Annotated in this window: 23 protein-coding genes and 1 tRNA gene; 14 read left to right on the top strand and 10 right to left on the bottom strand. The window is 44.9% G+C overall.

The window, feature by feature from the left end; translation table 11 throughout:
- The first annotated feature begins 187 nt into the window (after nucleotides 1–187).
- Nucleotides 188–685 (top strand): HNH endonuclease, encoded by a 498-nt coding sequence (locus O9324_RS14935; RefSeq protein WP_002785544.1) that lies wholly within the window; start codon nucleotides 188–190, stop codon nucleotides 683–685.
- Here the strand turns inward: O9324_RS14935 and O9324_RS14930 are convergent.
- The 3 genes from O9324_RS14930 to O9324_RS14920 all read right to left on the bottom strand — a co-directional run bounded on the left by O9324_RS14930 (nucleotide 682) and on the right by O9324_RS14920 (nucleotide 2,615).
- Nucleotides 682–1,035: a hypothetical protein gene (locus tag O9324_RS14930; RefSeq protein WP_288140587.1), complete on the bottom strand. Its 354-nt coding sequence runs from the start codon at nucleotides 1,033–1,035 to the stop codon at nucleotides 682–684. The genes O9324_RS14935 and O9324_RS14930 overlap by 4 nt on opposite strands.
- Nucleotides 1,036–1,122: 87 nt before the next feature.
- A complete protein-coding gene (gene hypD / locus O9324_RS14925) occupies nucleotides 1,123–2,235 on the bottom strand; it encodes a hydrogenase formation protein HypD (RefSeq protein WP_288140586.1) in 1,113 nt (370 codons plus the stop codon).
- Nucleotides 2,236–2,351: 116 nt separating this feature from the next.
- Nucleotides 2,352–2,615, bottom strand: a complete 264-nt coding sequence (locus O9324_RS14920; RefSeq protein WP_002759304.1) for a HypC/HybG/HupF family hydrogenase formation chaperone — start codon at nucleotides 2,613–2,615, stop codon at nucleotides 2,352–2,354.
- A gap of 404 nt (nucleotides 2,616–3,019) precedes the next feature.
- On the opposite strand from O9324_RS14920, the gene O9324_RS14915 reads away from it, so the two are divergent.
- The 3 genes from O9324_RS14915 to O9324_RS14905 all read left to right on the top strand — a co-directional run bounded on the left by O9324_RS14915 (nucleotide 3,020) and on the right by O9324_RS14905 (nucleotide 8,693).
- Nucleotides 3,020–4,921 (top strand): thiamine pyrophosphate-binding protein, encoded by a 1,902-nt coding sequence (locus O9324_RS14915; RefSeq protein WP_288140585.1) that lies wholly within the window; start codon nucleotides 3,020–3,022, stop codon nucleotides 4,919–4,921.
- 455 nt (nucleotides 4,922–5,376) lie between these two features.
- A complete protein-coding gene (gene clpB / locus O9324_RS14910) occupies nucleotides 5,377–7,995 on the top strand; it encodes an ATP-dependent chaperone ClpB (RefSeq protein ID WP_288140584.1) in 2,619 nt (872 codons plus the stop codon).
- Nucleotides 7,996–8,060: 65 nt separating this feature from the next.
- The gene (locus O9324_RS14905) at nucleotides 8,061–8,693 is read left to right on the top strand and encodes a Uma2 family endonuclease (protein ID WP_002766938.1); all 633 of its coding nucleotides are present in this window, start codon (nucleotides 8,061–8,063) and stop codon (nucleotides 8,691–8,693) included.
- 137 nt (nucleotides 8,694–8,830) lie between these two features.
- On the opposite strand, the gene O9324_RS14900 is transcribed toward O9324_RS14905, so the two are convergent.
- A tRNA-Leu gene (locus O9324_RS14900) sits at nucleotides 8,831–8,911 on the bottom strand.
- Nucleotides 8,912–8,984: 73 nt separating this feature from the next.
- Here O9324_RS14900 and lgt point away from each other — a divergent pair.
- Complete coding sequence (lgt, locus tag O9324_RS14895) at nucleotides 8,985–9,836, top strand: prolipoprotein diacylglyceryl transferase (protein WP_288140583.1); 852 nt, start codon at nucleotides 8,985–8,987, stop codon at nucleotides 9,834–9,836.
- A 12-nt stretch (nucleotides 9,837–9,848) separates the two neighbouring features.
- Entirely contained in the window at nucleotides 9,849–10,799 is a 951-nt protein-coding gene (locus tag O9324_RS14890; protein ID WP_288140582.1) for a branched-chain amino acid ABC transporter permease, read from the top strand.
- A 6-nt stretch (nucleotides 10,800–10,805) separates the two neighbouring features.
- On the opposite strand, the gene O9324_RS14885 is transcribed toward O9324_RS14890, so the two are convergent.
- From O9324_RS14885 to O9324_RS14875, 3 genes are all read right to left on the bottom strand, one after another.
- The gene (locus O9324_RS14885) at nucleotides 10,806–11,804 is read right to left on the bottom strand and encodes a Gfo/Idh/MocA family protein (protein WP_288140581.1); all 999 of its coding nucleotides are present in this window, start codon (nucleotides 11,802–11,804) and stop codon (nucleotides 10,806–10,808) included.
- A 133-nt stretch (nucleotides 11,805–11,937) separates the two neighbouring features.
- Nucleotides 11,938–12,213, bottom strand: coding sequence for a hypothetical protein (locus O9324_RS14880; protein WP_002757677.1), 276 nt, complete (start codon nucleotides 12,211–12,213; stop codon nucleotides 11,938–11,940).
- A 376-nt stretch (nucleotides 12,214–12,589) separates the two neighbouring features.
- The gene (locus O9324_RS14875) at nucleotides 12,590–13,150 is read right to left on the bottom strand and encodes a DciA family protein (protein ID WP_288140580.1); all 561 of its coding nucleotides are present in this window, start codon (nucleotides 13,148–13,150) and stop codon (nucleotides 12,590–12,592) included.
- Between the two features lie 79 nt (nucleotides 13,151–13,229).
- Here O9324_RS14875 and O9324_RS14870 point away from each other — a divergent pair, with 79 nt between their 5' ends.
- The 4 genes from O9324_RS14870 (at nucleotide 13,230) to O9324_RS14855 (ending at nucleotide 16,744) form a co-directional block, all read left to right on the top strand.
- A complete protein-coding gene (locus O9324_RS14870) occupies nucleotides 13,230–14,126 on the top strand; it encodes a hypothetical protein (RefSeq protein WP_288140579.1) in 897 nt (298 codons plus the stop codon).
- 22 nt (nucleotides 14,127–14,148) lie between these two features.
- Nucleotides 14,149–14,805, top strand: coding sequence for a PspA/IM30 family protein (locus tag O9324_RS14865; protein WP_002766930.1), 657 nt, complete (start codon nucleotides 14,149–14,151; stop codon nucleotides 14,803–14,805).
- A 550-nt stretch (nucleotides 14,806–15,355) separates the two neighbouring features.
- Nucleotides 15,356–16,129 carry a PspA/IM30 family protein gene (locus O9324_RS14860; RefSeq protein ID WP_002766919.1) on the top strand — a complete coding sequence of 258 codons (774 nt, stop codon included), beginning with the start codon at nucleotides 15,356–15,358 and terminating at the stop codon, nucleotides 16,127–16,129.
- Nucleotides 16,130–16,510: 381 nt separating this feature from the next.
- On the top strand, nucleotides 16,511–16,744 hold the full coding sequence (locus O9324_RS14855) for a PspA/IM30 family protein (RefSeq protein ID WP_287627191.1): 234 nt from the start codon (nucleotides 16,511–16,513) through the stop codon (nucleotides 16,742–16,744).
- Nucleotides 16,745–16,761: 17 nt separating this feature from the next.
- On the opposite strand, the gene O9324_RS14850 is transcribed toward O9324_RS14855, so the two are convergent.
- Nucleotides 16,762–17,001, bottom strand: a complete 240-nt coding sequence (locus O9324_RS14850) for a hypothetical protein (RefSeq protein WP_002797307.1) — start codon at nucleotides 16,999–17,001, stop codon at nucleotides 16,762–16,764.
- A gap of 35 nt (nucleotides 17,002–17,036) precedes the next feature.
- A complete protein-coding gene (locus O9324_RS14845; protein WP_287627192.1) occupies nucleotides 17,037–17,261 on the bottom strand; it encodes a hypothetical protein in 225 nt (74 codons plus the stop codon).
- Nucleotides 17,262–17,773: 512 nt separating this feature from the next.
- Here O9324_RS14845 and O9324_RS14840 point away from each other — a divergent pair.
- From O9324_RS14840 to O9324_RS14830, 3 genes are all read left to right on the top strand, one after another.
- On the top strand, nucleotides 17,774–18,922 hold the full coding sequence (locus tag O9324_RS14840) for a Re/Si-specific NAD(P)(+) transhydrogenase subunit alpha (protein ID WP_002766911.1): 1,149 nt from the start codon (nucleotides 17,774–17,776) through the stop codon (nucleotides 18,920–18,922).
- 224 nt (nucleotides 18,923–19,146) lie between these two features.
- On the top strand, nucleotides 19,147–19,443 hold the full coding sequence (locus O9324_RS14835; RefSeq protein ID WP_002733247.1) for an NAD(P) transhydrogenase subunit alpha part 2: 297 nt from the start codon (nucleotides 19,147–19,149) through the stop codon (nucleotides 19,441–19,443).
- Nucleotides 19,440–20,849: an NAD(P)(+) transhydrogenase (Re/Si-specific) subunit beta gene (locus tag O9324_RS14830; protein WP_002774886.1), complete on the top strand. Its 1,410-nt coding sequence runs from the start codon at nucleotides 19,440–19,442 to the stop codon at nucleotides 20,847–20,849. Before O9324_RS14835 ends, O9324_RS14830 begins: the two co-directional genes overlap by 4 nt.
- A gap of 59 nt (nucleotides 20,850–20,908) precedes the next feature.
- Here O9324_RS14830 and O9324_RS14825 read toward each other — a convergent pair whose 3' ends face one another.
- Nucleotides 20,909–21,148 carry a hypothetical protein gene (locus tag O9324_RS14825; protein WP_288140578.1) on the bottom strand — a complete coding sequence of 80 codons (240 nt, stop codon included), beginning with the start codon at nucleotides 21,146–21,148 and terminating at the stop codon, nucleotides 20,909–20,911.
- 234 nt (nucleotides 21,149–21,382) lie between these two features.
- Between O9324_RS14825 and O9324_RS14820 the strand changes: the two genes are divergently transcribed.
- Entirely contained in the window at nucleotides 21,383–22,855 is a 1,473-nt protein-coding gene (locus O9324_RS14820; protein WP_288140577.1) for a leucyl aminopeptidase, read from the top strand.
- The last annotated feature ends 330 nt before the right edge of the window (nucleotides 22,856–23,185 follow it).

The raw sequence follows: 23,185 nt of genomic DNA, 5'->3' as shown, positions 1-23,185 counted from the left end.
TAACGCACCAATTTAATAATCAAGTTGGTGCGTGGGGTGCGGATTGTTAATTTAGGTTTTTATCAGAGATAATCGCCACAAACACGCACCCTACCAGATCTATACTCAACCGATTTAGTGTAATAGGTTCCAATCCCAGGGATCTGTGTTACCATTCGGGGTAAATTCAAGCGATCTCCAGACACCTATGAGCAAGGTTCTCGTGTTGAATGCCTCCTACGAACCGCTAAATATTACCAGTTGGCGGCGCGCGATCGTTTTATTGTTGAAAGGAAAAGCTGAATCCCTAGAACATAACGGAAAAGTGGTTTGTCGTGACTTACCCCTACCTTCCGTTATCCGTCTTAGGCAATACGTCCGTGTTCCCTACAAGGAAATTCCTTTAACCCGTCGTAATATTCTTGAACGAGATCATCACACCTGTCAATACTGTCTCTACCGAGGTGAACAATTAACCATCGATCATGTGATTCCCCGTTCTCGCGGAGGGGGTGACACTTGGGAGAATTTAGTGGCAGCTTGTGTGCGTTGTAATGTGCATAAGGGCAATCGTACACCAAAAGAGGCCAATATGTCCCTGCGCGCCCAGCCGCGTCGTCCCTACAGCAGTCTCCACTTTGAGCTATTAAAGCACACCAGGGGGAATCACAATCACGAATGGCGTAAATATGTCATCGGTATTTAGGGTGAAAAAGGCATGGTGAAACCAAGACCAAAATTGATTCCCATGCCATTATTATTAGTCTGGGTGCGAGGATTGGCAACTCCCGTGCCTAGATAAACCGAACAACCGCGACAGGGGGAATTGACTCGGTAGCGCACCGCCATGGGATCATTGGGATCGGTGATAGTTACTCCCTGATGGTTTAAATCTTTAATTAGATTGGTGACGGGTTTGAAAAAATCGGCGCTGGGGGGTTGACTTGGTGGCAGTTCTAGGGTTTGTTCTTGGGAAGCAAGAACGATTTCCGAAGCGATAACTAGCAGTAGAGAGGTGGTTAAGCCAAATAAACCCAGATTATTTTTGATTTTCATCTTTTTTATTACCGAGAGATTGTTAATTTTTTCTCTGAAAATTCTAGCGTTTCCTCGCGGGAAAGGAAACTAATCAGTAAAAAAAATTTACCGATGTCTGCCATACTTATAATAAGCGGCACAAGCACCTTCACTAGAAACCATACAAGTACCGATGGGATGTTCGGGAGTACAAGCAGTACCAAATACTTTACATTCCCAGGGTTTTAAAACACCTTTAAGAATTTCGCCACACTGACAAGCTTTGTGATCTTTAACACGCTGATTGGGTAGGGTAAATTTTTTCTCCGCATCAAAATTACTGTACTCATCTCGCAGTTTTAACCCTCCTTGAGCAATTTCCCCTAAACCTCGCCATTCAAACTGATCCCGCAGTTCAAAAACTTGCTTGATTGCCGATAAAGCGACTCTATTTCCTTGATTTTGTACTACTCGATCATACTGATTTTCGATCTCACATCTCTGCTCATCTAATTGTTTTAATACCATCCAAATTGATTGGAGAATATCCAAAGGTTCAAACCCAGAAACTACCACAGGTTTATGATATTCTTGGGCAATAACTTGATAGGGTTCTGTACCAATTACCATGCTGACATGACCGGGACCAACAAAACCGTCTAACTGTAAATCTGGGTTATCTAACAAAGCTTTCAGAGCAGGAATAATCACCACATGATTGGAAAATAAACTAAAATTAGTGACACCATCTCTTTGCGCTTCTAAAACAGTTAAAGCGGTGCTAGGAACAGTTGTTTCAAACCCTAATGCTAAAAATATTACTTCTTTATCGAGATTTTCTCTGGCAATTTTTAAGGCATCGCGAGGAGAATAAACCATGCGAATATCATCACCTTTTGCTCGTGCTTGTAGCAGACTCAAATGGGAACCCGGGACACGCATAGTATCGCCAAAAGTTGTCAGAATTACGTTCGGTTTTTGTGCGAGAAAAATGGCATCATCTAAACGACCTCGCGGCATCACACAAACGGGACATCCAGGACCATGAATTAATTCGATAGTTTCTGGAAGTATTGCCTCGATACCATATCTAAAAATTGAGTGGGTATGACCTCCACAAACCTCCATAATTTTAGTAACTTTTTCCCGCTTTTCAGAGATTCTTATCGATAATTGTTCAATTTGTTGAATTAATCCTGCCGCTTTAACTGGATCACGAAATTCATCAACGTATTTCATAGTTTATCTCCTTTAATTATCATTTTTAGCTGTCGGTAGTCAGTAATAATTGCCATAATTTACATTTCTTAGAGATAGACAACAGCATTAATTTATGGGTGACTACTTTAAGAACATTAATTATGATTAAATTCTGCCTCTAATTCAGCTAATTGTGTTAATAAATTTAAGGTTTCTTGCGCCTCATCTTCATCGATTCGATTCATAGCAAAACCCACATGAACTAATACCCAATCCCCTACACAGGTATTAGCGGGATGGTCTTCATCAACAATGCAAGTAATATTTACTTCTCTTTTTACACCCCCCACATCGACGAGAGCGAGATGATGGTTTTCATCAATAATTGCCGTAATTTGTCCCGGTATGCCTAAACACATAGTTTTTACCTTAAATCTAGTTTTTGTTAATTATGCGCTGATTTTTTGCCTAGAGATTGCATTAATATCAACTGACAGCCCTTCTCATAAAGATGAAGTATAAGCTAATTTGATATTGACGACCGACGACCGGCTCCCGAAAAGGAAAACCGAGTCAAAGGTTATCCTTTTTACTTGGTACTAGGTGCCATTCTGGACTATTGCCCTCAAGAACAGCTTTTTTTCCCGTATCTTTTTTAAGATTTCCCCCGTCCCGCACCGTGGACGCTATCCCAGCAGGGGTAAAACTTTTGTATTAGGGACTACATCTATGATAAGAAATTATTCAATCAATCGATCGGGTGACATTCTAGGCTATGATTTCCCTGACTATAGTTATTTCTCTACATTAAGGAAAATCTACGATGACAACCTTTCCCATCGATTTGAGCGCCTATAAACCCATCAGTCTCGACCCCAGTAACCCCACCCTCACCGACGACCAAAGAAGCGCCCTAAAAGCCAATATTCAACTCTGTCGCGATGCTATCATCTTTTTTACTGCCACGGGTGCGGCCCGGGGTGTGGGTGGACACACCGGCGGCCCCTACGATACCGTCCCGGAAGTGGTGATTCTCGATGCTCTTTTCCGCAGTCAACCTAGTCAATTTGTACCAATTTTCTTCGATGAAGCGGGACACCGCGTCGGTACTCAATATCTCATGTCTGCGTTAGAAGGTTCTTTACCCCCAGAACAATTAATGCACTACCGCGAGGCTAATTCTAAACTCCCCGGACACCCGGAATTAGGATTAACCCCCGGCGTCAAATTTAGTTCTGGCCGTTTAGGACATATGTGGCCCTACGTTAACGGTGTCGCTTTAGCTAACCCCGGAAAAACCGTTTTTTGTTTAGGTTCCGATGGTTCTCAACAGGAAGGCAATGACGCAGAAGCTGCCCGTTTAGCCGTAGCTCAACACATCAATGTTAAGCTGATTATTGATGATAATGATGTGACGATTGCCGGTCATCCTTCCAAATATTTACCCGGTTATGATGTGGCAAAAACTCTCACCGGCCATGGACTAAAAGTGTTAGTGGGAGATGGGGAAGATATCGATAGTTTGTATCGCAATATCTGTGAAGCAATTAATACTCCGGGCCCGATTGCGATTATTAATAAACGTCCCATGTGTCCTGGAATTGAAGGTTTAGAAGGTTCTAACCACGGTCATGATGTGATTTCTGTCCCCTTGGCCTTGAAATATTTAGAGGCAAAAGGACACAGTGCCGCTGTGGAATATCTCAACAGTATTAAGAAGCCTTCTAATGACTATAAATTCCTCGGTTCTGGGGATAAATGGGGTTCTAACCGCAATGTTTTCGGTGAAGCAGTAGTCAGTCTTTTAGGCAAAATGAGCGAGGAAGAACGCAAGGCTAAGGTATTAGTAGTAGATAGCGATTTAGAAGGTTCCTGCGGTCTGAAAATTATCCACGATAAACATCCCGAAGTGTTTATTCCTTCTGGTATTATGGAACGGGGCAATCTTTCGGCGGCCGCTGGTTTTGGGATGGAAAAAGGTAAACAGGGAATTTTCGCCACCTTTGCCGCTTTTCTAGAAATGTGTATTTCTGAAATCACCATGGCCCGCTTGAATTATTCTAATCTTTTATGTCATTTTTCCCATTCTGGTATCGATGACATGGCAGATAATACCTGTCACTTTGGTTTGAATAATTTCTTTGCCGATAATGGACTAGATGACGGTTACGAAACCCGTCTTTATTTCCCGGCCGATGCGGCACAAATGACCGCTTGTGTCGAGGCGACTTTCCATCAACCCGGTTTACGTTTTATCTTCTCGACTCGTTCTAAAACTCCCAATATTCTTGATACTAACGGCCATAATTTCTTTGGCGATGGTTATACCTTTGTCCCCGGAAAAGATGAAGTAATTCGGGAAGGCACTGCCGGTTATATCATCAGCTTTGGCGATGGTTTATACCGCGCTTTAGATGCAGTGGAACGTCTAAAACAAGAAGGGATCGACGTGGGTTTAATTAATAAACCGACCCTCAATGAGGTGGATGAAGAAATTATCGCTAAAGTTGGTAATTCTCCCTTTGTTTTAGTGGTAGAAGCATTTAACCGTCGCACGGGTTTAGGTAGCCGTTATGGTTCTTGGTTACTCGAACGCGGTTTAACTCCTAAATATGCCTATATCGGTACTCACCATGAAGGTTGTGGCGGTTTGTGGGAACAATTTCCCCACCAAGGTATCGACCCAGTTGGTATCATTAGTAAAGTTAAATCTTTAATCGCTTAGATAGTATTTTAGGGTGAGCGTTAATCAGTAATCAGTAATCAGTTATCAGTTATCAGTAAACAGTAATTAGTAAACAGTCATCAGAACGTAGGTTGGGTTGAAGCATGAAACCCAACGCCCGATTATGTTACGCTACCGCTAACCCATCCTACAAATAATTGTGCCTCCCTACTTAGGTTTTAGATTCGGCCCTTGTAAACAGTCATCAGTAATCAGTCATCAGTGAACATCTTTAATAATTAAGATTTTAGCTTGGTTGAGAGTTTGAACATTTGTACTAAAATTTCCAAGACGCAGTTTAAATCCCTGACAGCTTATAAACTTGAAACTTTAGCCACTTAAATCGCACCATTGAGGGGAAATCCCCCTGAACTAGGTACGGTAAGCCCCTAGGAGCCAACAAACCGGTCAATCTAGAATAGTCTCTAGGGTATAAAAGTAATCTCTTATAGAAAATGCAGCCAACCAATCCACAACAATTTACAGAAAAAGCTTGGGAGGCAATCGTCAAAACGCCGGACATTGCCAAACAGAACAGCCAGCAACAAATCGAAAGCGAACATCTAATGAAAGTCCTTCTTGAACAGGAGGGATTAGCGGGCAGTGTCTTTAGTAAAGCTAATATTAGTCTAGCCCGTTTGCGGGATCGAACCGATGACTTTATCCGTCGTCAACCGAAAATCTCTAACCCCGGCGACTCGATTTATTTAGGTCGTAGTTTAGATAGTTTACTCGATCGAGCGGAAAATTATCGCCGAGAATTTGGAGATGACTTTATCTCGATCGAGCATTTGATTTTAGGTTACGCTAAAGATGATCGCTTCGGTAAAAATATTTTTCAAGAATTCGGACTTACCGAAAACAAACTCAAAGAAATTATTCAACAAGTCAGAGGTAGTCAAAAAGTGACCGATCAGAATCCAGAAGGCAAATATGAAGCACTAGAAAAATACGGGCGAGATCTCACCCAATTGGCACGGGAAGGTAAATTAGACCCCGTAATTGGACGGGATGACGAAATCCGTCGCACGATTCAGATTCTCTCGCGTCGGACTAAAAATAACCCGGTTTTAATCGGGGAACCGGGAGTAGGAAAAACGGCCATTGTCGAAGGATTAGCCCAGCGGATTATTAACCGTGATGTGCCAGAATCTCTGTTAGATCGGACTCTTATTTCTCTCGATTTAGGTGGCTTAATTGCGGGAGCAAAATATCGCGGAGAATTTGAGGAAAGATTAAAAGCTGTCCTCAAAGAAGTCACCGATTCCCAAGGCAATATCATCATGTTTATTGATGAAATTCATACCGTTGTCGGTGCGGGAGCCACTCAAGGGGCAATGGATGCGGGCAATTTATTAAAACCAATGTTAGCCCGGGGTGAATTGCGTTGTATCGGAGCCACTACCCTCGATGAATACCGCAAATATATCGAAAAAGATGCGGCGTTAGAAAGACGCTTCCAAGAGGTTTTAGTAGATGAACCAAATGTGGTTGATACTATTTCGATTCTTCGCGGTCTTAAAGAACGTTATGAGGTGCATCATGGGGTAAAAATTGCCGATAATGCTTTAGTAGCGGCGGCACTGCTTTCTAATCGTTATATTAGCGATCGCTTTTTGCCCGATAAGGCCATTGATTTAGTTGATGAAGCGGCAGCCAAATTGAAGATGGAAATCACCTCTAAACCGGAAGAACTCGATGAAATTGATCGCAAAATTCTCCAGCTAGAAATGGAAAGACTTTCCCTACAACGGGAATACGATCCAGCTTCGCGAGAACGGTTAGAAAAGTTAGAAAAAGAACTGGCTAACCTCAAGGAAGAACAATCGGGATTAAATGCCCAATGGCAAGGAGAAAAAGAGATTATCGATAAAGTTCGTGGGGTTAAAGAAGCGATCGAACAAGTTAATCTAGAAATCCAACAGGCCGAACGAGATTATGATTATAATCGCGCCGCCGAATTAAAGTTCGGAAAATTAACCGATCTGCAGCGGCAAATGTCCGCCCTAGAAACCCAATTGGCTGACAAACAAACTACCGGTAAAAGTTTATTAAGGGAAGAAGTTCTCGAATCGGATATCGCCGAAATTATCTCGAAATGGACGGGAATTCCTCTCAATAAATTAATCGAATCGGAAAAAGAAAAACTCCTCAATCTGGAAGAGGAATTACACGAAAGTGTCATCGGTCAAGAAGAAGCGGTCACAGCCGTAGCCGAAGCGATTCAACGTTCCCGCGCTGGTTTATCAGATCCCAACCGTCCCACGGCCAGCTTTATTTTCCTCGGTCCGACGGGTGTTGGTAAGACAGAATTGGCGAAAGCTTTAGCACGCAATCTCTTTGACACGGAAGAGGCTCTAGTTCGCATCGATATGTCGGAATACATGGAAAAACACAGCGTTTCCCGTCTCATGGGTGCGCCTCCGGGATACGTCGGCTACGATGAAGGGGGACAACTAACCGAGGCAATCCGGCGTCGTCCCTACTCTGTCATCCTCTTTGATGAGATTGAAAAAGCCCATCCCGACGTTTTTAACGTTATGTTACAAATCCTTGACGATGGGCGCTTAACCGACTCTCAAGGTCATCTGGTTGATTTCAAAAATACCATCATTATTATGACCAGTAATATCGGTTCTCAATACATTTTAGACGTGGCTGGTGATGAGTCTCGTTACGAGGAAATGCAGGCGCGGGTGATGGAAGCAATGCGGAATAGTTTCCGTCCCGAATTCCTCAATCGTATCGATGAAACGATCATTTTCCATAGTTTACAAAAAGCGCAACTGCGATCGATTGTCAAACTACAGGTAGCCAATCTCAGTGATCGCTTGATGGAACAAAAATTAGCCCTGAAACTTGCCGATATTGCCCTCGATTATCTAGCAGAAATTGGTTACGATCCAGTGTACGGTGCGCGACCCTTAAAACGGGCAGTACAAAGATATGTGGAAACTCCGATCGCTAAGGCAATTCTCCGCGGCGAATTCAAAGGGGGAGACACGATTTTTGTCGATGTGGCCGATGAAAGATTGACCTTTAAACGGTTAGCTTCTCCGGTAGCAACTGCTTAATTAGCAAGGGTGGGCAATGCTCACCCTTTGATTATTATGGAAGCATGGGATTTTTGCTTGAATCTATGACTGTAACACTGCTCGCACCACCGGCTGAAATAATTCACCTGTCAGGGATTAGCTGGGAAACCTACGAAACGCTGCTAGAAGAAATGAGCGATCGCCGTCTGCGGCTGACCTACAATCGTGGCAATTTAGAAATCATGGCTCCTTCCCCAGAACACGAATTTAGTAAAACCCTCATCGGTCGCTTTGTCGAAACCCTAGCGGAAGAATCAGTAGTCCCGATTTATCCCCTTGGTTCTACCACCTTTAAACGCCCTAAATTGAGTGGTGCAGAACCAGATGAATGCTTTTACATTGATAATATTGAGGCGGTTCGGGGGAAAAAGCGACTGGACTTAAATGAAGACCCTGCACCGGATTTAGTCATAGAAATTGATGTCACCAGCAGTTCTCAAAATCGCCTTCAGGTTTATGCAGATCTAGGCGTGGCAGAGGTTTGGGTTTATAATGGGGAATCTCTGGTTATCCAACAATTACAAAATGGCACTTATATCACCTCCCCAACCAGTCAGTTTTTTCCTAATTTACCCATCTTAGAAATTGCTATATTTTTACAACAAGCTGGCCAGACAGATTACCTAGAGTTAGTAAAAGCGTTTCGGAATTGGGTAAGAAGTCAGTTGAAAAAATAAAAGGAAGATTGTTGGACGTTAAATCTCACACCAATCTTCTGAACCAGAGTCTCAAAAATGGAAATTAACAAGTTTTCCTTTGGGGTCGTCGGTCGTCAACACCAAATTAGGTTACACTTCATCGACCCGAAGGTTAATGCGGATGGAGGGACTCGAACCCACACATCAAAGACACTAGAACCTAAATCTAGCGCGTCTACCAATTCCGCCACATCCGCAAATATAGCACTGTACCTGATCATAGCATAAGATACTATAGGAAAGATAAAATTTTTTATTCTTAATAATTTTATGCTCTTAGGTTTTGTCTTTCAGTCTCCTGGCCCCATCCTCTGGGAGATCGGACCGATTTCGGTGCGCTGGTATGGATTTCTCATCGCTATGGCGGTATTATTGGGTGTCACCCTCTCCCAGTACCTAGCTCAAAAAAGAGCGATCAATCCCGATTTAATCGCTGATTTGGCCATTTGGTTAGTAGTGGGGGCCATACCTGCAGCCCGTCTGTACTATGTTCTCTTTCAGTGGCAAGAATACGCGCAAAATCCTGCTGATATTATCGCCATTTGGAAGGGAGGTATCGCTATTCACGGGGCAATTATCGGGGGTTTGCTGGCAGCCCTAATTTTTGCCCGCATTAATCGGGTTTCTCTTTGGCAATTACTCGATCTAGTCGCACCTTCAGTTATTCTCGGTCAAGCGATTGGACGTTGGGGTAACTTTTTTAATTCGGAAGCTTTTGGCAGTCCGACTAATTTACCTTGGAAGTTGTTTATTCCTCCCGCTAGTCGTCCTTTAAAATATATCACCGTCGATTATTTTCACCCCACTTTTCTCTACGAATCTCTCTGGAATCTGGCAGTTTTTGCCCTACTTATCTATCTATTTTTCTGGGGTTTAAAACACCCTAGTAAATTAAAAATTGGCACCCTTACCCTAGTCTATTTTATCTCCTACAGTCTAGGTAGATTCTGGATCGAGGGACTACGCACCGATAGTTTAATGTTTGGGCCTCTGAAAATGGCACAAATAATTAGTTTAGCGGCGATCGCTGTTGGTCTTTTCGGTTTATTCTGGTTATATAAACTCCAGCGTCCTTTACCGGATGTGGTGGCGACCGTCAGTTATAATCAAAAGTTACCCTAGCTAACCCTGACAATGGATCTAGTAACGATTTTTCAACAGGTTTTAAACGGTTTATCGATCGGTAGTGTCTATGCTATTTTTGCCCTCGGTTACACTTTGATTTTTTCCATTTTAGGTATTATCAATTTTGCCCATGGCGCAATTTTTACCCTCGGTGCCTATTTTACCTATGCTCTAGCGGGGGGAGTTTTCGGTTTTAATGGTTTATTAGCTAATGCCAAATTACCCTTTTCCTTGCCCTTTTTTTTAGCACTTTTGCTAGGCTGTATCCTTTCAGGTTTCACCTCGGTTCTTCTGGAAAGATTAGCCTTTAAACCCCTCCGGGTACGGGGTTCCGATTCTCTCTTAACTCTGGTTTCTAGCCTAGGGGCAGCCGTGGTGATTGTCAATGTCATTCAATACTTATTCGGGGCAGAAATTTATACTTTTCCCGATGACATCTATGGCAATCTTCCTCCCGCAATTAATTTTGGTACAGCCGATCGCCCCGTGGCAATTCGCACAATTCAGATTATTATTTTTCTGGTTTCAGCAGTTATGGTGGCTTTTCTAACTTATTGGGTTAATTTTACCAAAATGGGCAAAGCTCTACAAGCGGTAGCTGAAGATGTCACCACGGCCAGTTTGTTGGGGATCAATCCCGAAAAATTTATCGTGATTACCTTTTTTATTAGTGGTGCCTTGGCCGGTTTAGCAGGAACTTTAGTCGGTTCTAGTGTTAGTATCGCTGGCCCCTATTTCGGCATTGCTTTTGGATTAAAAGGTTTAGGAGTGATTGTTTTAGGGGGATTGGGAAGTATCCCCGGAGCGGTCATCGGTGGTTTATTATTGGGTATTGCCGAAGCTTTTGTTCCCGCAGAATATTCTGGTTATCGAGAAGCGATCGCTTTTGCTATTCTCTTTATTATGTTGTTAGTTCGTCCCCAAGGTTTACTAGGCAGAAAGTTAATTCAAAAAGTCTAATTCGGTTTAATTAGCCCCGAGAAAAACTGTTTTTCCTGACAAAGAAGATTGATAGGCAGCGTATGCCACTTCTAGGGCATAAAGACTGGCTTGGGGAGTAACATAAAGGGGAACCCGATCGAAGAGATAATCTAGCACCATGGCGGTATCTTTGGCAAAAAGACCGCGACGGGTTTCCACTTCTAAAGCTTGGCTACCTTCACTATTAATTAACTGCCCTTTTTCCCCTTCAAAAATTACGCTGCCCCCCTCCCCATGAATAGTGAAAGTTCGCTCATTTTGCCAAAAAACTTCGCCTTTACCGTAGGTAACTTCAGCAATTAAGCCATTTTTAAATAATAACTGCGCCTCACACAAACAGGCCAGAAAATAATCGGATTCTGGGGCATTCCAATAACGACAATGACAGGATACGGACTCCACTTCTCCAAACAAATTAGTAAAGCGATGGATACGAGAAAGGGCAGCGATCAAAGGAAAACCGAATAAATCCCGATGAAATGTCCAGCGCCGGGGTGCTGGTCTGCTGGGGGAGATTGTGGTATAACGGGCTAGGTGGATATTGCCGAGGCTGGCTAAATACTGCTGTTGGGTTTGATGGAGTCCCCCCAAAAGTTCAATATGTTCGACGTGCAGTAATTTGTTCTCGGTTTCGGCTAGGGTGATTAATTCTGCTGCCGCTGCCGGGTGGAAAGCCAAGGGATACTCGACGATAACGTGCTTACCGGATTTTAAGGCAGTACGGGCGATCGAGGCATGGGCCTGATTAACGTTGGCAATGACAATCAGATCGAGATCGGGATGGCTGGCAAGGCTTACTGCCGAATCTAGGGCAGAAATTTGGTATTTTTGCGAGAAATTAGCGATCGATTCGGGACTATTACCGCTAAAATGCAGAAGCTGCGCGCGATCATCCGCTTGCAAGCTTTCAGCGCGACGTTGAGCGGCGAACCCTGTGCCAACTATACCAATTTTTAGGGGACGATGAGAAGTCATCAGAGGCATTCTGGCGACGCTTTATCTTGGCAATCAACTCATCTATTATCTCAAAAATAGCGCCCTAAAAGATGTGGAGGGGTGAATTCATATTTTAAATGGGCAACGCCAATTTTTTGCTCCTGTTTAGTCCCCAGATCTTCTAAACCGCGATCGGTTGTCGGGGAGCATGACGACGAGGGGAAACCACCACGGGAGTTGGCGACACTGCACAGGTTAATTCTAGAGACTGTTCTAAACTAACCACCCGATTGAGTTGTTGCCATTCAGCACTAAAAGGAGGCATCGCTAGAGCGCAGGCTTTCCAATGAGCTTCGACGGGAACATCTAGTTGTTGACAAGTGCCACCGCGCCGACCTTGGGTTTGATAGTATCGGCAGTATCGACAGGAAGAAGTAAGAAAGTTTGCGGCTTGCATGGGTTGGCTTTAAAAGGAAGATCATTATAGGGAACTCAAGGGATGACTCTCTTTTTGCTCTGTGTAATATTGTCCTACCCCGTGCCAAGGGTATTTTCCCGACTACCACAGCTAGAACTGATATGCCATATAGTTTTTAGTGATCCCCAAAAAAAATTTTATTTTTAGAATCTTTTAATAGTTACTTTGCAAAAAGCAGCATTGTCTCAAAACTGAGGAGTTAAACTCAGTTTTGGCCGAGGTTATCGGCTCTAGTATCGGCGATAACAAAGCGGGGATCAAGCCTTAGCTGAATAGAATTGATGAATACAGGTTCAATTAAGACAGAAAAGATCGGCCAATTGATTCCTGACTCAAAACCACTCTTTCCACAAGACTATAAAAAAATTGCATCTTTTACCCCGCCCGACTGGGCAAAACAAAAAGCACAACATTGCCAACGCTCAAGCTCTCCGGAGGGACTGGGAGACTGACAACGAGGACAAATCGGCCAAGATCGGGTTCTGTGAACTATTTTCTGGCTCCAACTCTCTAAACTGTCTGGTTGCTGGGGATTTTCCTGCGGTTTTTCCGGGATAACATAACTAGGATGATCTCTCAGGGATTTAGGTGCGATCGCTTCTGGGGGAGTTAACTGACTCTCTTGCTGCCAACGGGCAGCAGAAAAGCGGATATCGCTCAGGGGAGTCTCTAACTGACTATTAAGCCGTTTTAATAAGCTATAGCGTTGTAAAGACAATTCCTGTGCTAAAGTGGCGCTACTGGTAGCCACCGATAAAACCCCGCGATTGAGGGAAAAAGGCCGGGTTTGCTCCAGCAGACGGGGATTAATAATTTTTGGCCATAATTGCAGCACTTGATCATAGTGGCGATATTCTTCCCAACCCTCCTGTTGAGTAATAGCCGCCAAAATTTTGGCAAGAGAATGTAAAGACATAGGGAAAATCTAGAGAATACCACGTTAGACTAGGACGAAAAAACCTGCTAACTTTTCAGCATAACCTTATAATACCGTCATGAAATCCGATCGATCCCCATCCTCCCAAGATTTGCCTCTCTCGATCGTCCATCAACCCAGTTCAGCCATTGATCCCGCTCAGGAACCAGAATACCTAGAAGCTTCTATCATTAAAGTCTATCCCCCAGCTAAAAATGTCTTTTTTACCCCTTGGGGTATCCAGGCAATGGTGATCTTTTTAATTGCTAATATTCTCCTCAGTCTCAATCAATGGTTAACCAACACCACCCCCACCCCGAGGAAAGCTGAGAATTCCCCCCTCGAGCAGCGCCAAAATAACTCCCGCCACCTCGATCGATTGATAGCGATCGCTCGTCCGGTACAGAAAACTCCTCAAACCAGTGCGATCGCTAATATTCCCGCTCCTCCCGTTAAAACTAGCCCGATCGCTAAGATTCCCGCCCCACCAGTGGTTCAGAGTCCCCCCACCGCTATCAATCCGACTAATGCCCTCTTACCGCCCAATCCGCCACCGTCCCTCATACCCGCCCATCAATTACCCGTCAGTAAGATCAAGCAATCTTTACCCGTCGCCCCCCCGGACCCCAGCAACCCGCCAGTATCTTCCCTAGTTTCGGCACCACCGCCACCACCGCCCCAAGTCAACCCCGCCCCCTCGACCGCGGTCATTAACGAACGAATGTTAGAGGAATTGCGTCAAAGAGAAGAATCACCCGCTAATTTACCCTTTTTTCAACGGGAAAAAGCCCGTCGTCTGGCTAATCAAAACCGACAGGATGCCACGGAGTTAATGAAACAGTTACCGCCAGAATTACAAGTATCCCCTTCTCCCTCTCCCAGTAGTCCGGCACCCCCAGAAACAGCCGATCCCTCCCAGTCCCCCGTCCCTAGTTCTATCATTATTGATAGGAGCGGCACTTCGGTAAACTATTAGGGTTGGTATCGGGAGGACGGTAATGGGTTTGTTTGAGCGCATGGGCCAAGCAATTCGCGCCCAAGTCAATAGTCTGATTCAGGAAAATCAAGATCCAGAAAAACTGCTGGAAAAGGCGATCTTGGAGATGGAAGGGGAATTGATCCAAATGCGACAAGCCCTGGCGGCAGCCGTCGCTACCCAGAAACGCACCGAGCGCCAACGACAACAACAGGAAAAAGCGGCTCAAACTTGGCACGAACGCGCCCAATTAGCCCTACATCACGGTAACGAGCAACTCGCCCGCCAAGCTTTGACTCAATGGCAAACCTATCAAAGTCAGATCGCCCCCCTACAAACCTCCCTGCAACAACAGACGGCTATTATACAAAAATTAAAGAAAGAACTCTTGACAATTGAACGCAAATATGCTGAGATGAAAGCACAGAAAAGCCTTTATCTGGCCAGATTGCGATCAGCGAGCGCCAGCCAAAAAGCCCAAGAAATTATGGGCAGTTTGAACAGCAGTCAGATGGGGACTATTTTCGAGAAATTAGAAGCAAAAGTCCTAGAAGCCGAATCCCAAGCCGATTTAATCCAGTATAAAGACCCCTTAGAGCGACAATTCCAAGATTTGGAGGGACAAAAACAAATTGAAGCGGAATTACTCAAGTTAAAACAAGAAAACTTGGATGAGTGATGTGGGGTGTAGGGTGTGGGGTGTATTTTCAGTGAACAGTAATCAGTAATCAGTAATCAGTAATCAGTAAACTCACATCTGACTGATGAATACTGACTGCTGATTGCTTCTGTAGTTGATCAGAAATTTGGGTTGAAAACCCCGTCCTTTTAGGATGGCCTTGTGCTAAAATACCCACAAGTGGTTCCGACCGTGAGAACGTGAGCAAACAGGTTAAACGTCCTACTCCGTGATCTCAAAATTTCTAACAGTCAATGGTGTTTAATTAAGTCCAAACTGTCAGAACCCAAAACAATTAAATACTGTGGGACACACAGAAATTTACGCTTGGGGAGTAGTCTTTAAGAGTGCTTGCCTTATAGGTGTAGTCGGACTAGATATGAAACTGTAAGTCCAAAGCTAACTTAGTTAGTAGAGGCCGGATTCAGCCCAAGAATCTCCGCACTTTTAGGGCGGAGAGTGTCAAATTGGATAATGAGCCGTTAGGCAAGATAGGAAATTTTAAGAACAGTTAACTGATTTAGTACACACCGAGAGGAACAAGAGCGTCATGGGTTTATTCGATCGCCTTAGCCGAGTTGTCCGAGCTAACCTCAATGATATGGTGAGCAAGGCTGAAGATCCAGAAAAAATGCTGGAACAAGCTGTCAGTGATATGCAAGAGGATCTAGTACAGGTACGTCAAGCGGTCGCTAGAGCGATCGCTGAACAACGACAAACGGAACAAAAATACAGCAAAGACCAGTCAGAAGCCAATAAATGGGAACAAAGAGCCAAATTAGCCCTTTCTAAAGGGGATGAAACTCTCGCTCGGGAAGCTCTTAAACGCAAGAAAGATTTCACGGAAACCGCCGCCATTCTCAAAAATCAACTGGATCAGCAAACGGTACAGGTAGAAAGTCTGAGAAAAAACTTGATTGCGCTCGAAAGTAAGATTTCTGAGGCAAAAACCAAGAAAAATATGTTAGTAGCTCGCTCCAGAGCCGCAAAAGCTAACGAAGAACTCCAAAAAACCCTCGGCAGTATCGATACCAGTAGTTCCATGTCCGCTTTTGAGCGCATGGAAGCAAAAGTTATCGAGTCAGAAGCCCGTGGTCAAGCGATCGGTGAAATCAGTGGTGTCGGCATCGAACAGGAATTCGCTAGACTAGAATCCGGTAGCGATGTGGATGATGAATTAGCACTGCTAAAAGCACAAATGTCTGGCGGGGCATTACCCGGTACAGCTTCTAGTCAACCCACTTTACCCCAAGCAACCACCGTCAGGGATTCGGCAGTGGATGCGGAATTAGAGGAATTGCGATCAAAGTTAAAAGAAATGTAAAACTTTGAGAGCGTCGAGACGTACTATCTATGGTACGTCTCTATTTATTAATTTTGTCGTTGAGATAGGGAATAAGCTAAGACGCATTTTAACCGCCTATCCCTAGATTAGTTCTCTCCTCCGACGTCGGGGGGCAAGGGTAGGGTTGATTCATGAATCAACCCTACTATGAATTAACCCTACCATGAATTAACCCTACCATGAATTAACCCTACTATGAATTAACCCTACTATGAATTAACCCTACTATGAATTAACCCTACTATGAATCAACTCTAGGGCAAGGGGGGGTTGGGGGGTGTTGCCTCCTGCATCATCTCAACAAGCAATTTAAATACTTAACATCTTCTTAATTGCTAGTCATAATTAACCATCACTATTATGCGGGATGATTTATCTAATTTACGTTCCTCAATTATCGAAGTAATTACCTTACAAAAAAGAGCCGAACAACAGTACAACCAAGCACAAGCTGAGGTTTTAAAATGGGAAGAAAGAGTTAAACTCGCTCTAGATAAAGGTGATGAGTCTTTGGCACAAGAAGCTAATATAAAGAAAAAACATCCCCCATCTTTTGCGGGTAAAGTGGCGATCAATGTCATTGATCGCCCCTAACCTGAATTTTCACTCGTTTAAGGGTTTGGTTGATCTGGGTCAGAAAGTCGGTGTTTGTTGGCTTCTTCAATGGCTCTCCTTACTTTTTCTCCTCTTCTTTCCGCTTCTCTTACGTGTTGCTCTAATTCTGGAAAGCTATTTTGAGAAGAAATGCTGATAACATTTCGACCTGCTTCTACGGCTAAAAATCCCAGTCCCAAAATCAAGGCAATTCGGACGATAATGCTGTCAATTTTTCGTTTTTCGTTGTCGTTCATAGTTTTAGGCAAATTCTAAAGTATTGACTAAAAATTTAATCAGAGCAATCTTTTCTGGATCGGGCAATTGAGCGGCGACTCGGAATAATATCCGCTGCTTTTGCCTTCTCTAATTCTAAAACCGATTCTACATCTTCTAATTGGGCGGTTAATTCTGCGAGGCTAATATTCAAAAATTTAGCAATTTTGCCAATATTCTTGCGTTTTGGGCAAGAATACCTGCGAAAACAGGTTCCCAATGCCTGAGTCGGTAGAGCCATCGCTCTGGCTAATTCCGATCTGAAAGAGTGGTTAGCTGCGTTGGTACGGCTAAAAGCACAAATGTTACTGGGTAACACTGCCCATCCACCCACCGTCAGGGATTCAGCAGTAGATGCAGAATTAGAGGAATTGCGATCGAAGTTAAAAGAACTGTAAAACTTTGAGATTGTCGAGACGTATTACAGCCCTTCTCATCAATATGAAGTATAGCCTAATCTGGTATCTAGGACAGAATATCGTCTAATGTTAACCGTTTCGGCGTTTCCCAGAACGAAAGCTTTGTACCTCATAATTATAAAAAAAATCCCAAGCAATGCCGCTCAAAACCCTTTAATTCTGAAGATAATCCTAAGATTCACCCCGAAAAAGAGCCAGAAAGGTGAGGATAGCTAGGATGGAAGTGAAAAGCAATTTTGACTCGAAATTATCCCAGGGGATCGATCGCATTTAACGAAACCCTTACCCTAATAGCATAAGACAAGAGAAGGACTTATTAAGGAGAAACCCAGCCATGAAAATCGGCGTAATCAAAGAAAGTGACCAAGGCGAGGCGCGGGTGGCGCTAGTGCCGGATACCGTCGCCCGTTTAGTCAAGGCGGGATTTGAGGTAATTGTCGAAAATGGGGCGGGAATTAGTGCCAACTTTGCCGATAGTGCCTATAGTGCCGTGGGAGCCGCCCTGAGCGAAAACAGCGAATATATCTATGAAACTGCCGATATCATTCTCAAAGTCGTCCCTCCTAGCGATAGCGAGATCGATCGCCTAAAAAATGGTGGTATCCTCATCGGCTTTCTCGATCCCCTGCGTCAACCCCGGCGCATTGCCAAATTAGCCGATCGCGGAATCACCGCTTTGAGCATGGAATTAATTCCCCGCAGTAGTCGCGCCCAGAGTATGGATGCCCTCTCCTCTCAGGCTAACCTCGCCGGTTACAAAGCGGTACTCCTCGCCGCCGTGCAGCTGCCGAAAATGTTCCCGATGATGACTACCGCCGCCGGTACGATCGCCCCAGCCAAAGTGCTGGTATTGGGGGCAGGAGTTGCCGGATTACAAGCTTGCGCCACCGCCCGCCGTTTGGGGGCAGTGGTGGAGGCTTTTGATATTCGTCCCCAAGTCAAAGAAGAAGTGCAGAGTGTCGGGGCGAAATTTATTGAAATGCCCCTAGAAGAAGATACCGTCGCCGATAACGGTTACGCCAAAGAGGTTTCTCTTAGCACACAGGAGCGCATTTGTCAAGCCCTAGCCGAACCAATTAAGCGGGCTGATGTGGTGATCACCACCGCCCAAGTACCGGGGAAACAAGCCCCGCTGCTAGTCACCAAAGAAATGATCGCCACCATGAAAGCGGGGTCGGTAATCGTTGATTTAGCGGCGGAACAGGGCGGAAATTGCGCCTACACCCAACCGGGACGAGAAATCATCGAAAATGGGGTAAAAATCGTCGGAGCCGTTAATCTTCCTGCCACAGTGGCCACCAATGCCAGCCAGATGTATGCCAAAAACCTGCAAATGCTGCTACAGCTTCTAGTCAGCAAAGAGGGCAGTTTAAACCTCGATTTTGCCGATGACATCATTGATAGTGCCTGTGTCACCCACGCCGGCGAAATCCGCAACCAACGCATTAAATCCGCCCTCAGTGAACAGTTATCCGCTTTTTAGCTATCAGGAGTCGGTCGTCAGGAGTCAGGAGTCAGGAGACAGGAGACAGGAGATTATTTTTATTTATCCTTCCCACTTCCCATTTCCCCAATCCCCCACTTCCCCAATCCCCCACTTCCCCAATCCCCCACTTCCCACTTCCCACTTCCCCAATCCCCCACTTCCCCACTTCCCCAATCCCCCACTTCCCTATCCCCAAACCCTATCCCCTTTTTACTTAACCAATGACTGCCCAACTTTTAACCGCTTTAGTGGTATTTGTCCTCGCTTCCTTTGTCGGTTTCGAGGTGATCAATAAAGTTCCTCCCACTCTCCATACACCCCTGATGTCGGGAGCGAATGCAATTTCAGGTATCGCCGTTGTTGGTGCGCTCCTCATCGCCGGAGGCACGGATTGGCACGAATTAACCGTAATTTTAGGGTTAATTGCCGTTATTTTGGCGATGGTTAACGTGGTCGGTGGTTTTGTCGTTACCGATCGAATGCTGCAAATGTTCAAGAAAAAAGAGGCTAAATCATGAATAATGCCCTGATCACAGGGATCGAGTTATCCTATCTACTCGCCGCCATTTTATTTATCATCGGTCTTAAACAATTATCTTCCCCCGCTACTGCCCGTCAAGGCAATTTTCTGGCTGCCATTGGGATGCTAATCGCCGTTATTGCCACCTTAATCAATCAAGAAATCCTCAGCTATGGTTTAATCGCCGTAGCGTTGGTGATTGGTTCAATTATCGGCTTAGTTTCGGCGCAAAAAGTCCCGATGACAGCTATGCCCCAAATGGTGGCGATTTTTAACGGTTTAGGCGGTGCTGCCAGTGCTTTAATTGCCATGGGCGAATACTGGCGTTTACTGCAAAGTGGTGAAAATATTGCCTTTGACTCGATACTGATCGCTATTTTGGGTATATTGATCGGCGGTGTCACTTTTACCGGTAGTGTCCTCGCTTTTGCCAAATTACAGGAATTAATCAGTGGCGCACCCGTAACTTTTCCTTTCCAGCAACCCTTTAACATTCTCTTGCTACTCACCTTTTTAGGGGGTAGTGTCTATCTCTTTTTTGATCCCACCTCGATCGATGTTTTCCTGACTTTGGTGGGACTTTCCTTAATTTTCGGGGCTTTATTCGTGCTTCCCATCGGCGGCGGCGATATGCCCGTGGTTATCTCCCTCTTAAACTCTTTTTCGGGACTTGCCGCCAGCGTAGTCGGTTTTATCCTGATGAATAGTATGTTGATCATCGCCGGTGCTTTGGTGGGTGCGTCGGGGATTATCCTAACTCAGATCATGTGTAAAGCCATGAATCGATCGCTGGCTAGTGTACTATTTGGGGCATTTGGTACCGGTGCTAGTGCCGGAGGCGAAGCGAGCGCCACTTCTAGCCTTGATAAATCGGTTCATGCTATTGATTCAGAAGAAGGGGCAATGATGCTCGGTTATGCGCGTTCTGTGGTGATTGTACCCGGTTACGGCATGGCAGTGGCCCAAGCACAACACGCAGTGCGAGAATTGGCTGAACAGTTGGAAAAAAATGGCGTTGAGGTTAAATATGCTATTCACCCCGTGGCAGGAAGAATGCCAGGACACATGAATGTATTATTGGCCGAAGCTAATGTTCCCTATCCGCAGCTCTACGATATGGATGATATTAATCCTGAGTTTGAGCGCGTCGATGTGGCGTTAATTATTGGGGCGAATGATGTGGTTAATCCCGCTGCCCGTCACGATAAAGCTAGTCCGATTTATGGAATGCCGATTCTGGACGTGGATAAGGCACAGCACACGATCGTGATTAAGCGCAGTATGCGATCGGGTTTTGCCGGGGTAGAAAATGAATTATTCTACAATCCTAAAACCTTTATGCTCTTTGGTAGCGCTCAAGATGTGGTAGCACAATTAGTATCACAAGTCAAGGATTTGTCATAATTCTTAACAAAAAAGACGGGGTGAAAACCCCGTCTTTTTTTTATCCGATTTTCCAGAGTTTAAAGATAATCCAGAACTAATTCCCCTTTGCTCACTTTTTCGGTAATTAAAGTTCTGACTAACTGTAATTCTTCCAGGGTTACTTTACCATCAGACCTCATAGTTAGAGCGATTCTTTCCCTTTCCCCTTGAGTGATCACGCCATCAACACTAGCCTGTTCGATAATAGCTCGCAACTTTTCTAGTTCCTGTTGTTCTTCGGCGGTTAATTCTGCTTGATTAGGACGAGATATTTCCATAAAAATTTCTCCTTGAGGGATCAACACAAACTTGGTAATTTTTTCTAAGTAGTAGAACCACTGGCAGTTATCCCCAGTCAGCATCAGCAATCAGGGACAATGATTTTAGCAAGAGCTAGACCTTGATTCTTGACAGGGAGCCACTAAACCTCAATAGATGATCGATGATAACTGATAGAGCTTACAGTATAGTGATTAATAGAAGCAATTTGCAAAGAATTATCGAGATAAAGAATGGATATTCGATCGACTGACACCTCGCTCCTTACTTGGACAGGAGATACTTTAGCCCTAGGTTTACCAGAAGGAGCCATCGAGATTGCAGGAGAATTGGCAGAATTAAACGATAAACTAGGGGGAAACCTAGAGGATCTCATCTCCGAGACGGAATTCGAGGGAAAATTAGGCAGCAGTGCGGCGACTCGTCTAGGTGGTGGTCCGATTCGCAAATTAATCCTGGTGGGATTGGGAAAAACTGCCGATTTCGACCTGCAAACCCTGCGTCTAGCGGCCGCTGCCATCGCTCGTCTGGCCAAACAACAAAAAAGCCAAGCTCTGGCCATCAGTTTACCGGTAGTTGGCGATCAGTCCGCTACTGCTGGAGCAATCGCAGAAGGGCTGCTGCTGGCCACTCATCAGGATACCCGCTTCAAGTCCACTAAAGAGGAAAAAGGAGTCAAATTAGAAACCGTCGAGTTATTGGGTTTAGGAGAGCAAACATCAGCGATCGCCAAGGCCGAGCAAATCTGTTCCGGAGTGATTTTGGCCAGAGAATTAGTCAATGCTCCCGCTAACACCGTCACCCCCCTGACCATGGCAGAAACCGCCGAGCAAATTGCCGCCGAATACGGATTAAGTCTCAAAATTCTGGAACAGGAAGAATGCGAAAGCTTGGGCATGGGAGCCTTCTTAGGAGTAGCCAAAGCCTCGGATATTCCCCCGAAATTCCTTCATTTAATCTATAAACCCCAAGTAGCCCCGAAACGTAAACTAGCAATCGTCGGTAAAAGTTTAACCTTTGATTCCGGCGGTTTGAATATTAAAGGAGCCGGCAGTGGCATCGAAACCATGAAAATGGATATGGGAGGTGGTGCCGCCACCCTAGGCGCAGCTAAGGCGATCGCGCAATTACGGCCAGAAGTGGAAGTACACTTTATCTGTCCGGCTACAGAAAATATGATTAGTGGTCGCGCTATGCACCCAGGGGACATTTTAACCGCTTCTAACGGCAAAACTATTGAAGTTAATAACACCGATGCCGAGGGACGATTAACCCTGGCCGATGCCTTGGTTTTTGCGGAAAAATTAGAGGTGGATGCGATCGTGGATCTAGCCACTTTAACCGGGGCCTGTGTCGTCGCTTTGGGGGAAGATATCGCCGGTTTATGGAGCAGCGATGAGAGTCTCGCTGCTCAAATCCAAGAGGCCGCTAAATTGGCCGGCGAAAAATTCTGGCCAATGCCTCTAGAAGAAAAATATTTCGAGGGGATGAAGTCTCAAATTGCCGATATGAAAAACACCGGCCCGCGTCCAGGCGGTTCCATTACAGCCGCTTTATTTTTGAAGCAATTCATTAATAATACTCCCTGGCTCCACCTAGATATCGCAGGACCCGTCTGGTCCGATAAGGAAAATGGCGTTAATAATTCCGGGGCCACCGGTTTTCCCGTCCGCACTCTAGTTAATTGGGTAATAGCCAATAATTAAGTTATCGGTAAGCAGTAAGCGGTATTAGGTGAGGAGTATTTTCACTGATTACTGATTACTGTTTACTGATTCCTGAAAAATCTGCCCAAACCCTAACCCCTATTCCCTTCACTCTCGAGAAACTTAACTCAGGCTGAGGAAGCCTCAACCAGTTGAAAGCCAAGGGATTGCGCCTTTTTCGAGAGATTGTTGTTGACATCCTCACCGCCGTAAACGGACGGTGATTCCCAAACCTCACGATTTGGGTTTCTGCTTCTTTCCCTTGCGGGGTTCCGCACCTGCCTTAACAGATTTACTCTGTTCTGGTCTTATGGTCGCTCTACAGACTGA

Source organism: Microcystis sp. LE19-84.1B, from assembly GCF_027531875.1.
Lineage (GTDB): Bacteria > Cyanobacteriota > Cyanobacteriia > Cyanobacteriales > Microcystaceae > Microcystis > Microcystis panniformis.
This window is presented reverse-complemented; position numbering and strand designations above follow the sequence as displayed.

Excerpts from the sequence above, each read along its gene's own strand:
- O9324_RS14935 (WP_002785544.1), top strand. The coding sequence starts at position 188 with ATGAGCAAGGTTCTCGTGTTGAATGCCTCCTACGAACCGCTAAATATT.
- O9324_RS14930 (WP_288140587.1), bottom strand. The coding sequence starts at position 1,035 with ATGAAAATCAAAAATAATCTGGGTTTATTTGGCTTAACCACCTCTCTA.
- hypD (WP_288140586.1), bottom strand. The coding sequence starts at position 2,235 with ATGAAATACGTTGATGAATTTCGTGATCCAGTTAAAGCGGCAGGATTA.
- O9324_RS14920 (WP_002759304.1), bottom strand. The coding sequence starts at position 2,615 with ATGTGTTTAGGCATACCGGGACAAATTACGGCAATTATTGATGAAAAC.
- O9324_RS14915 (WP_288140585.1), top strand. The coding sequence starts at position 3,020 with ATGACAACCTTTCCCATCGATTTGAGCGCCTATAAACCCATCAGTCTC.
- clpB (WP_288140584.1), top strand. The coding sequence starts at position 5,377 with ATGCAGCCAACCAATCCACAACAATTTACAGAAAAAGCTTGGGAGGCA.
- O9324_RS14905 (WP_002766938.1), top strand. The coding sequence starts at position 8,061 with ATGACTGTAACACTGCTCGCACCACCGGCTGAAATAATTCACCTGTCA.
- lgt (WP_288140583.1), top strand. The coding sequence starts at position 8,985 with ATGCTCTTAGGTTTTGTCTTTCAGTCTCCTGGCCCCATCCTCTGGGAG.
- O9324_RS14890 (WP_288140582.1), top strand. The coding sequence starts at position 9,849 with ATGGATCTAGTAACGATTTTTCAACAGGTTTTAAACGGTTTATCGATC.
- O9324_RS14885 (WP_288140581.1), bottom strand. The coding sequence starts at position 11,804 with ATGCCTCTGATGACTTCTCATCGTCCCCTAAAAATTGGTATAGTTGGC.
- O9324_RS14880 (WP_002757677.1), bottom strand. The coding sequence starts at position 12,213 with ATGCAAGCCGCAAACTTTCTTACTTCTTCCTGTCGATACTGCCGATAC.
- O9324_RS14875 (WP_288140580.1), bottom strand. The coding sequence starts at position 13,150 with ATGTCTTTACATTCTCTTGCCAAAATTTTGGCGGCTATTACTCAACAG.
- O9324_RS14870 (WP_288140579.1), top strand. The coding sequence starts at position 13,230 with ATGAAATCCGATCGATCCCCATCCTCCCAAGATTTGCCTCTCTCGATC.
- O9324_RS14865 (WP_002766930.1), top strand. The coding sequence starts at position 14,149 with ATGGGTTTGTTTGAGCGCATGGGCCAAGCAATTCGCGCCCAAGTCAAT.
- O9324_RS14860 (WP_002766919.1), top strand. The coding sequence starts at position 15,356 with ATGGGTTTATTCGATCGCCTTAGCCGAGTTGTCCGAGCTAACCTCAAT.
- O9324_RS14855 (WP_287627191.1), top strand. The coding sequence starts at position 16,511 with ATGCGGGATGATTTATCTAATTTACGTTCCTCAATTATCGAAGTAATT.
- O9324_RS14850 (WP_002797307.1), bottom strand. The coding sequence starts at position 17,001 with ATGAACGACAACGAAAAACGAAAAATTGACAGCATTATCGTCCGAATT.
- O9324_RS14845 (WP_287627192.1), bottom strand. The coding sequence starts at position 17,261 with ATGGCTCTACCGACTCAGGCATTGGGAACCTGTTTTCGCAGGTATTCT.
- O9324_RS14840 (WP_002766911.1), top strand. The coding sequence starts at position 17,774 with ATGAAAATCGGCGTAATCAAAGAAAGTGACCAAGGCGAGGCGCGGGTG.
- O9324_RS14835 (WP_002733247.1), top strand. The coding sequence starts at position 19,147 with ATGACTGCCCAACTTTTAACCGCTTTAGTGGTATTTGTCCTCGCTTCC.
- O9324_RS14830 (WP_002774886.1), top strand. The coding sequence starts at position 19,440 with ATGAATAATGCCCTGATCACAGGGATCGAGTTATCCTATCTACTCGCC.
- O9324_RS14825 (WP_288140578.1), bottom strand. The coding sequence starts at position 21,148 with ATGGAAATATCTCGTCCTAATCAAGCAGAATTAACCGCCGAAGAACAA.
- O9324_RS14820 (WP_288140577.1), top strand. The coding sequence starts at position 21,383 with ATGGATATTCGATCGACTGACACCTCGCTCCTTACTTGGACAGGAGAT.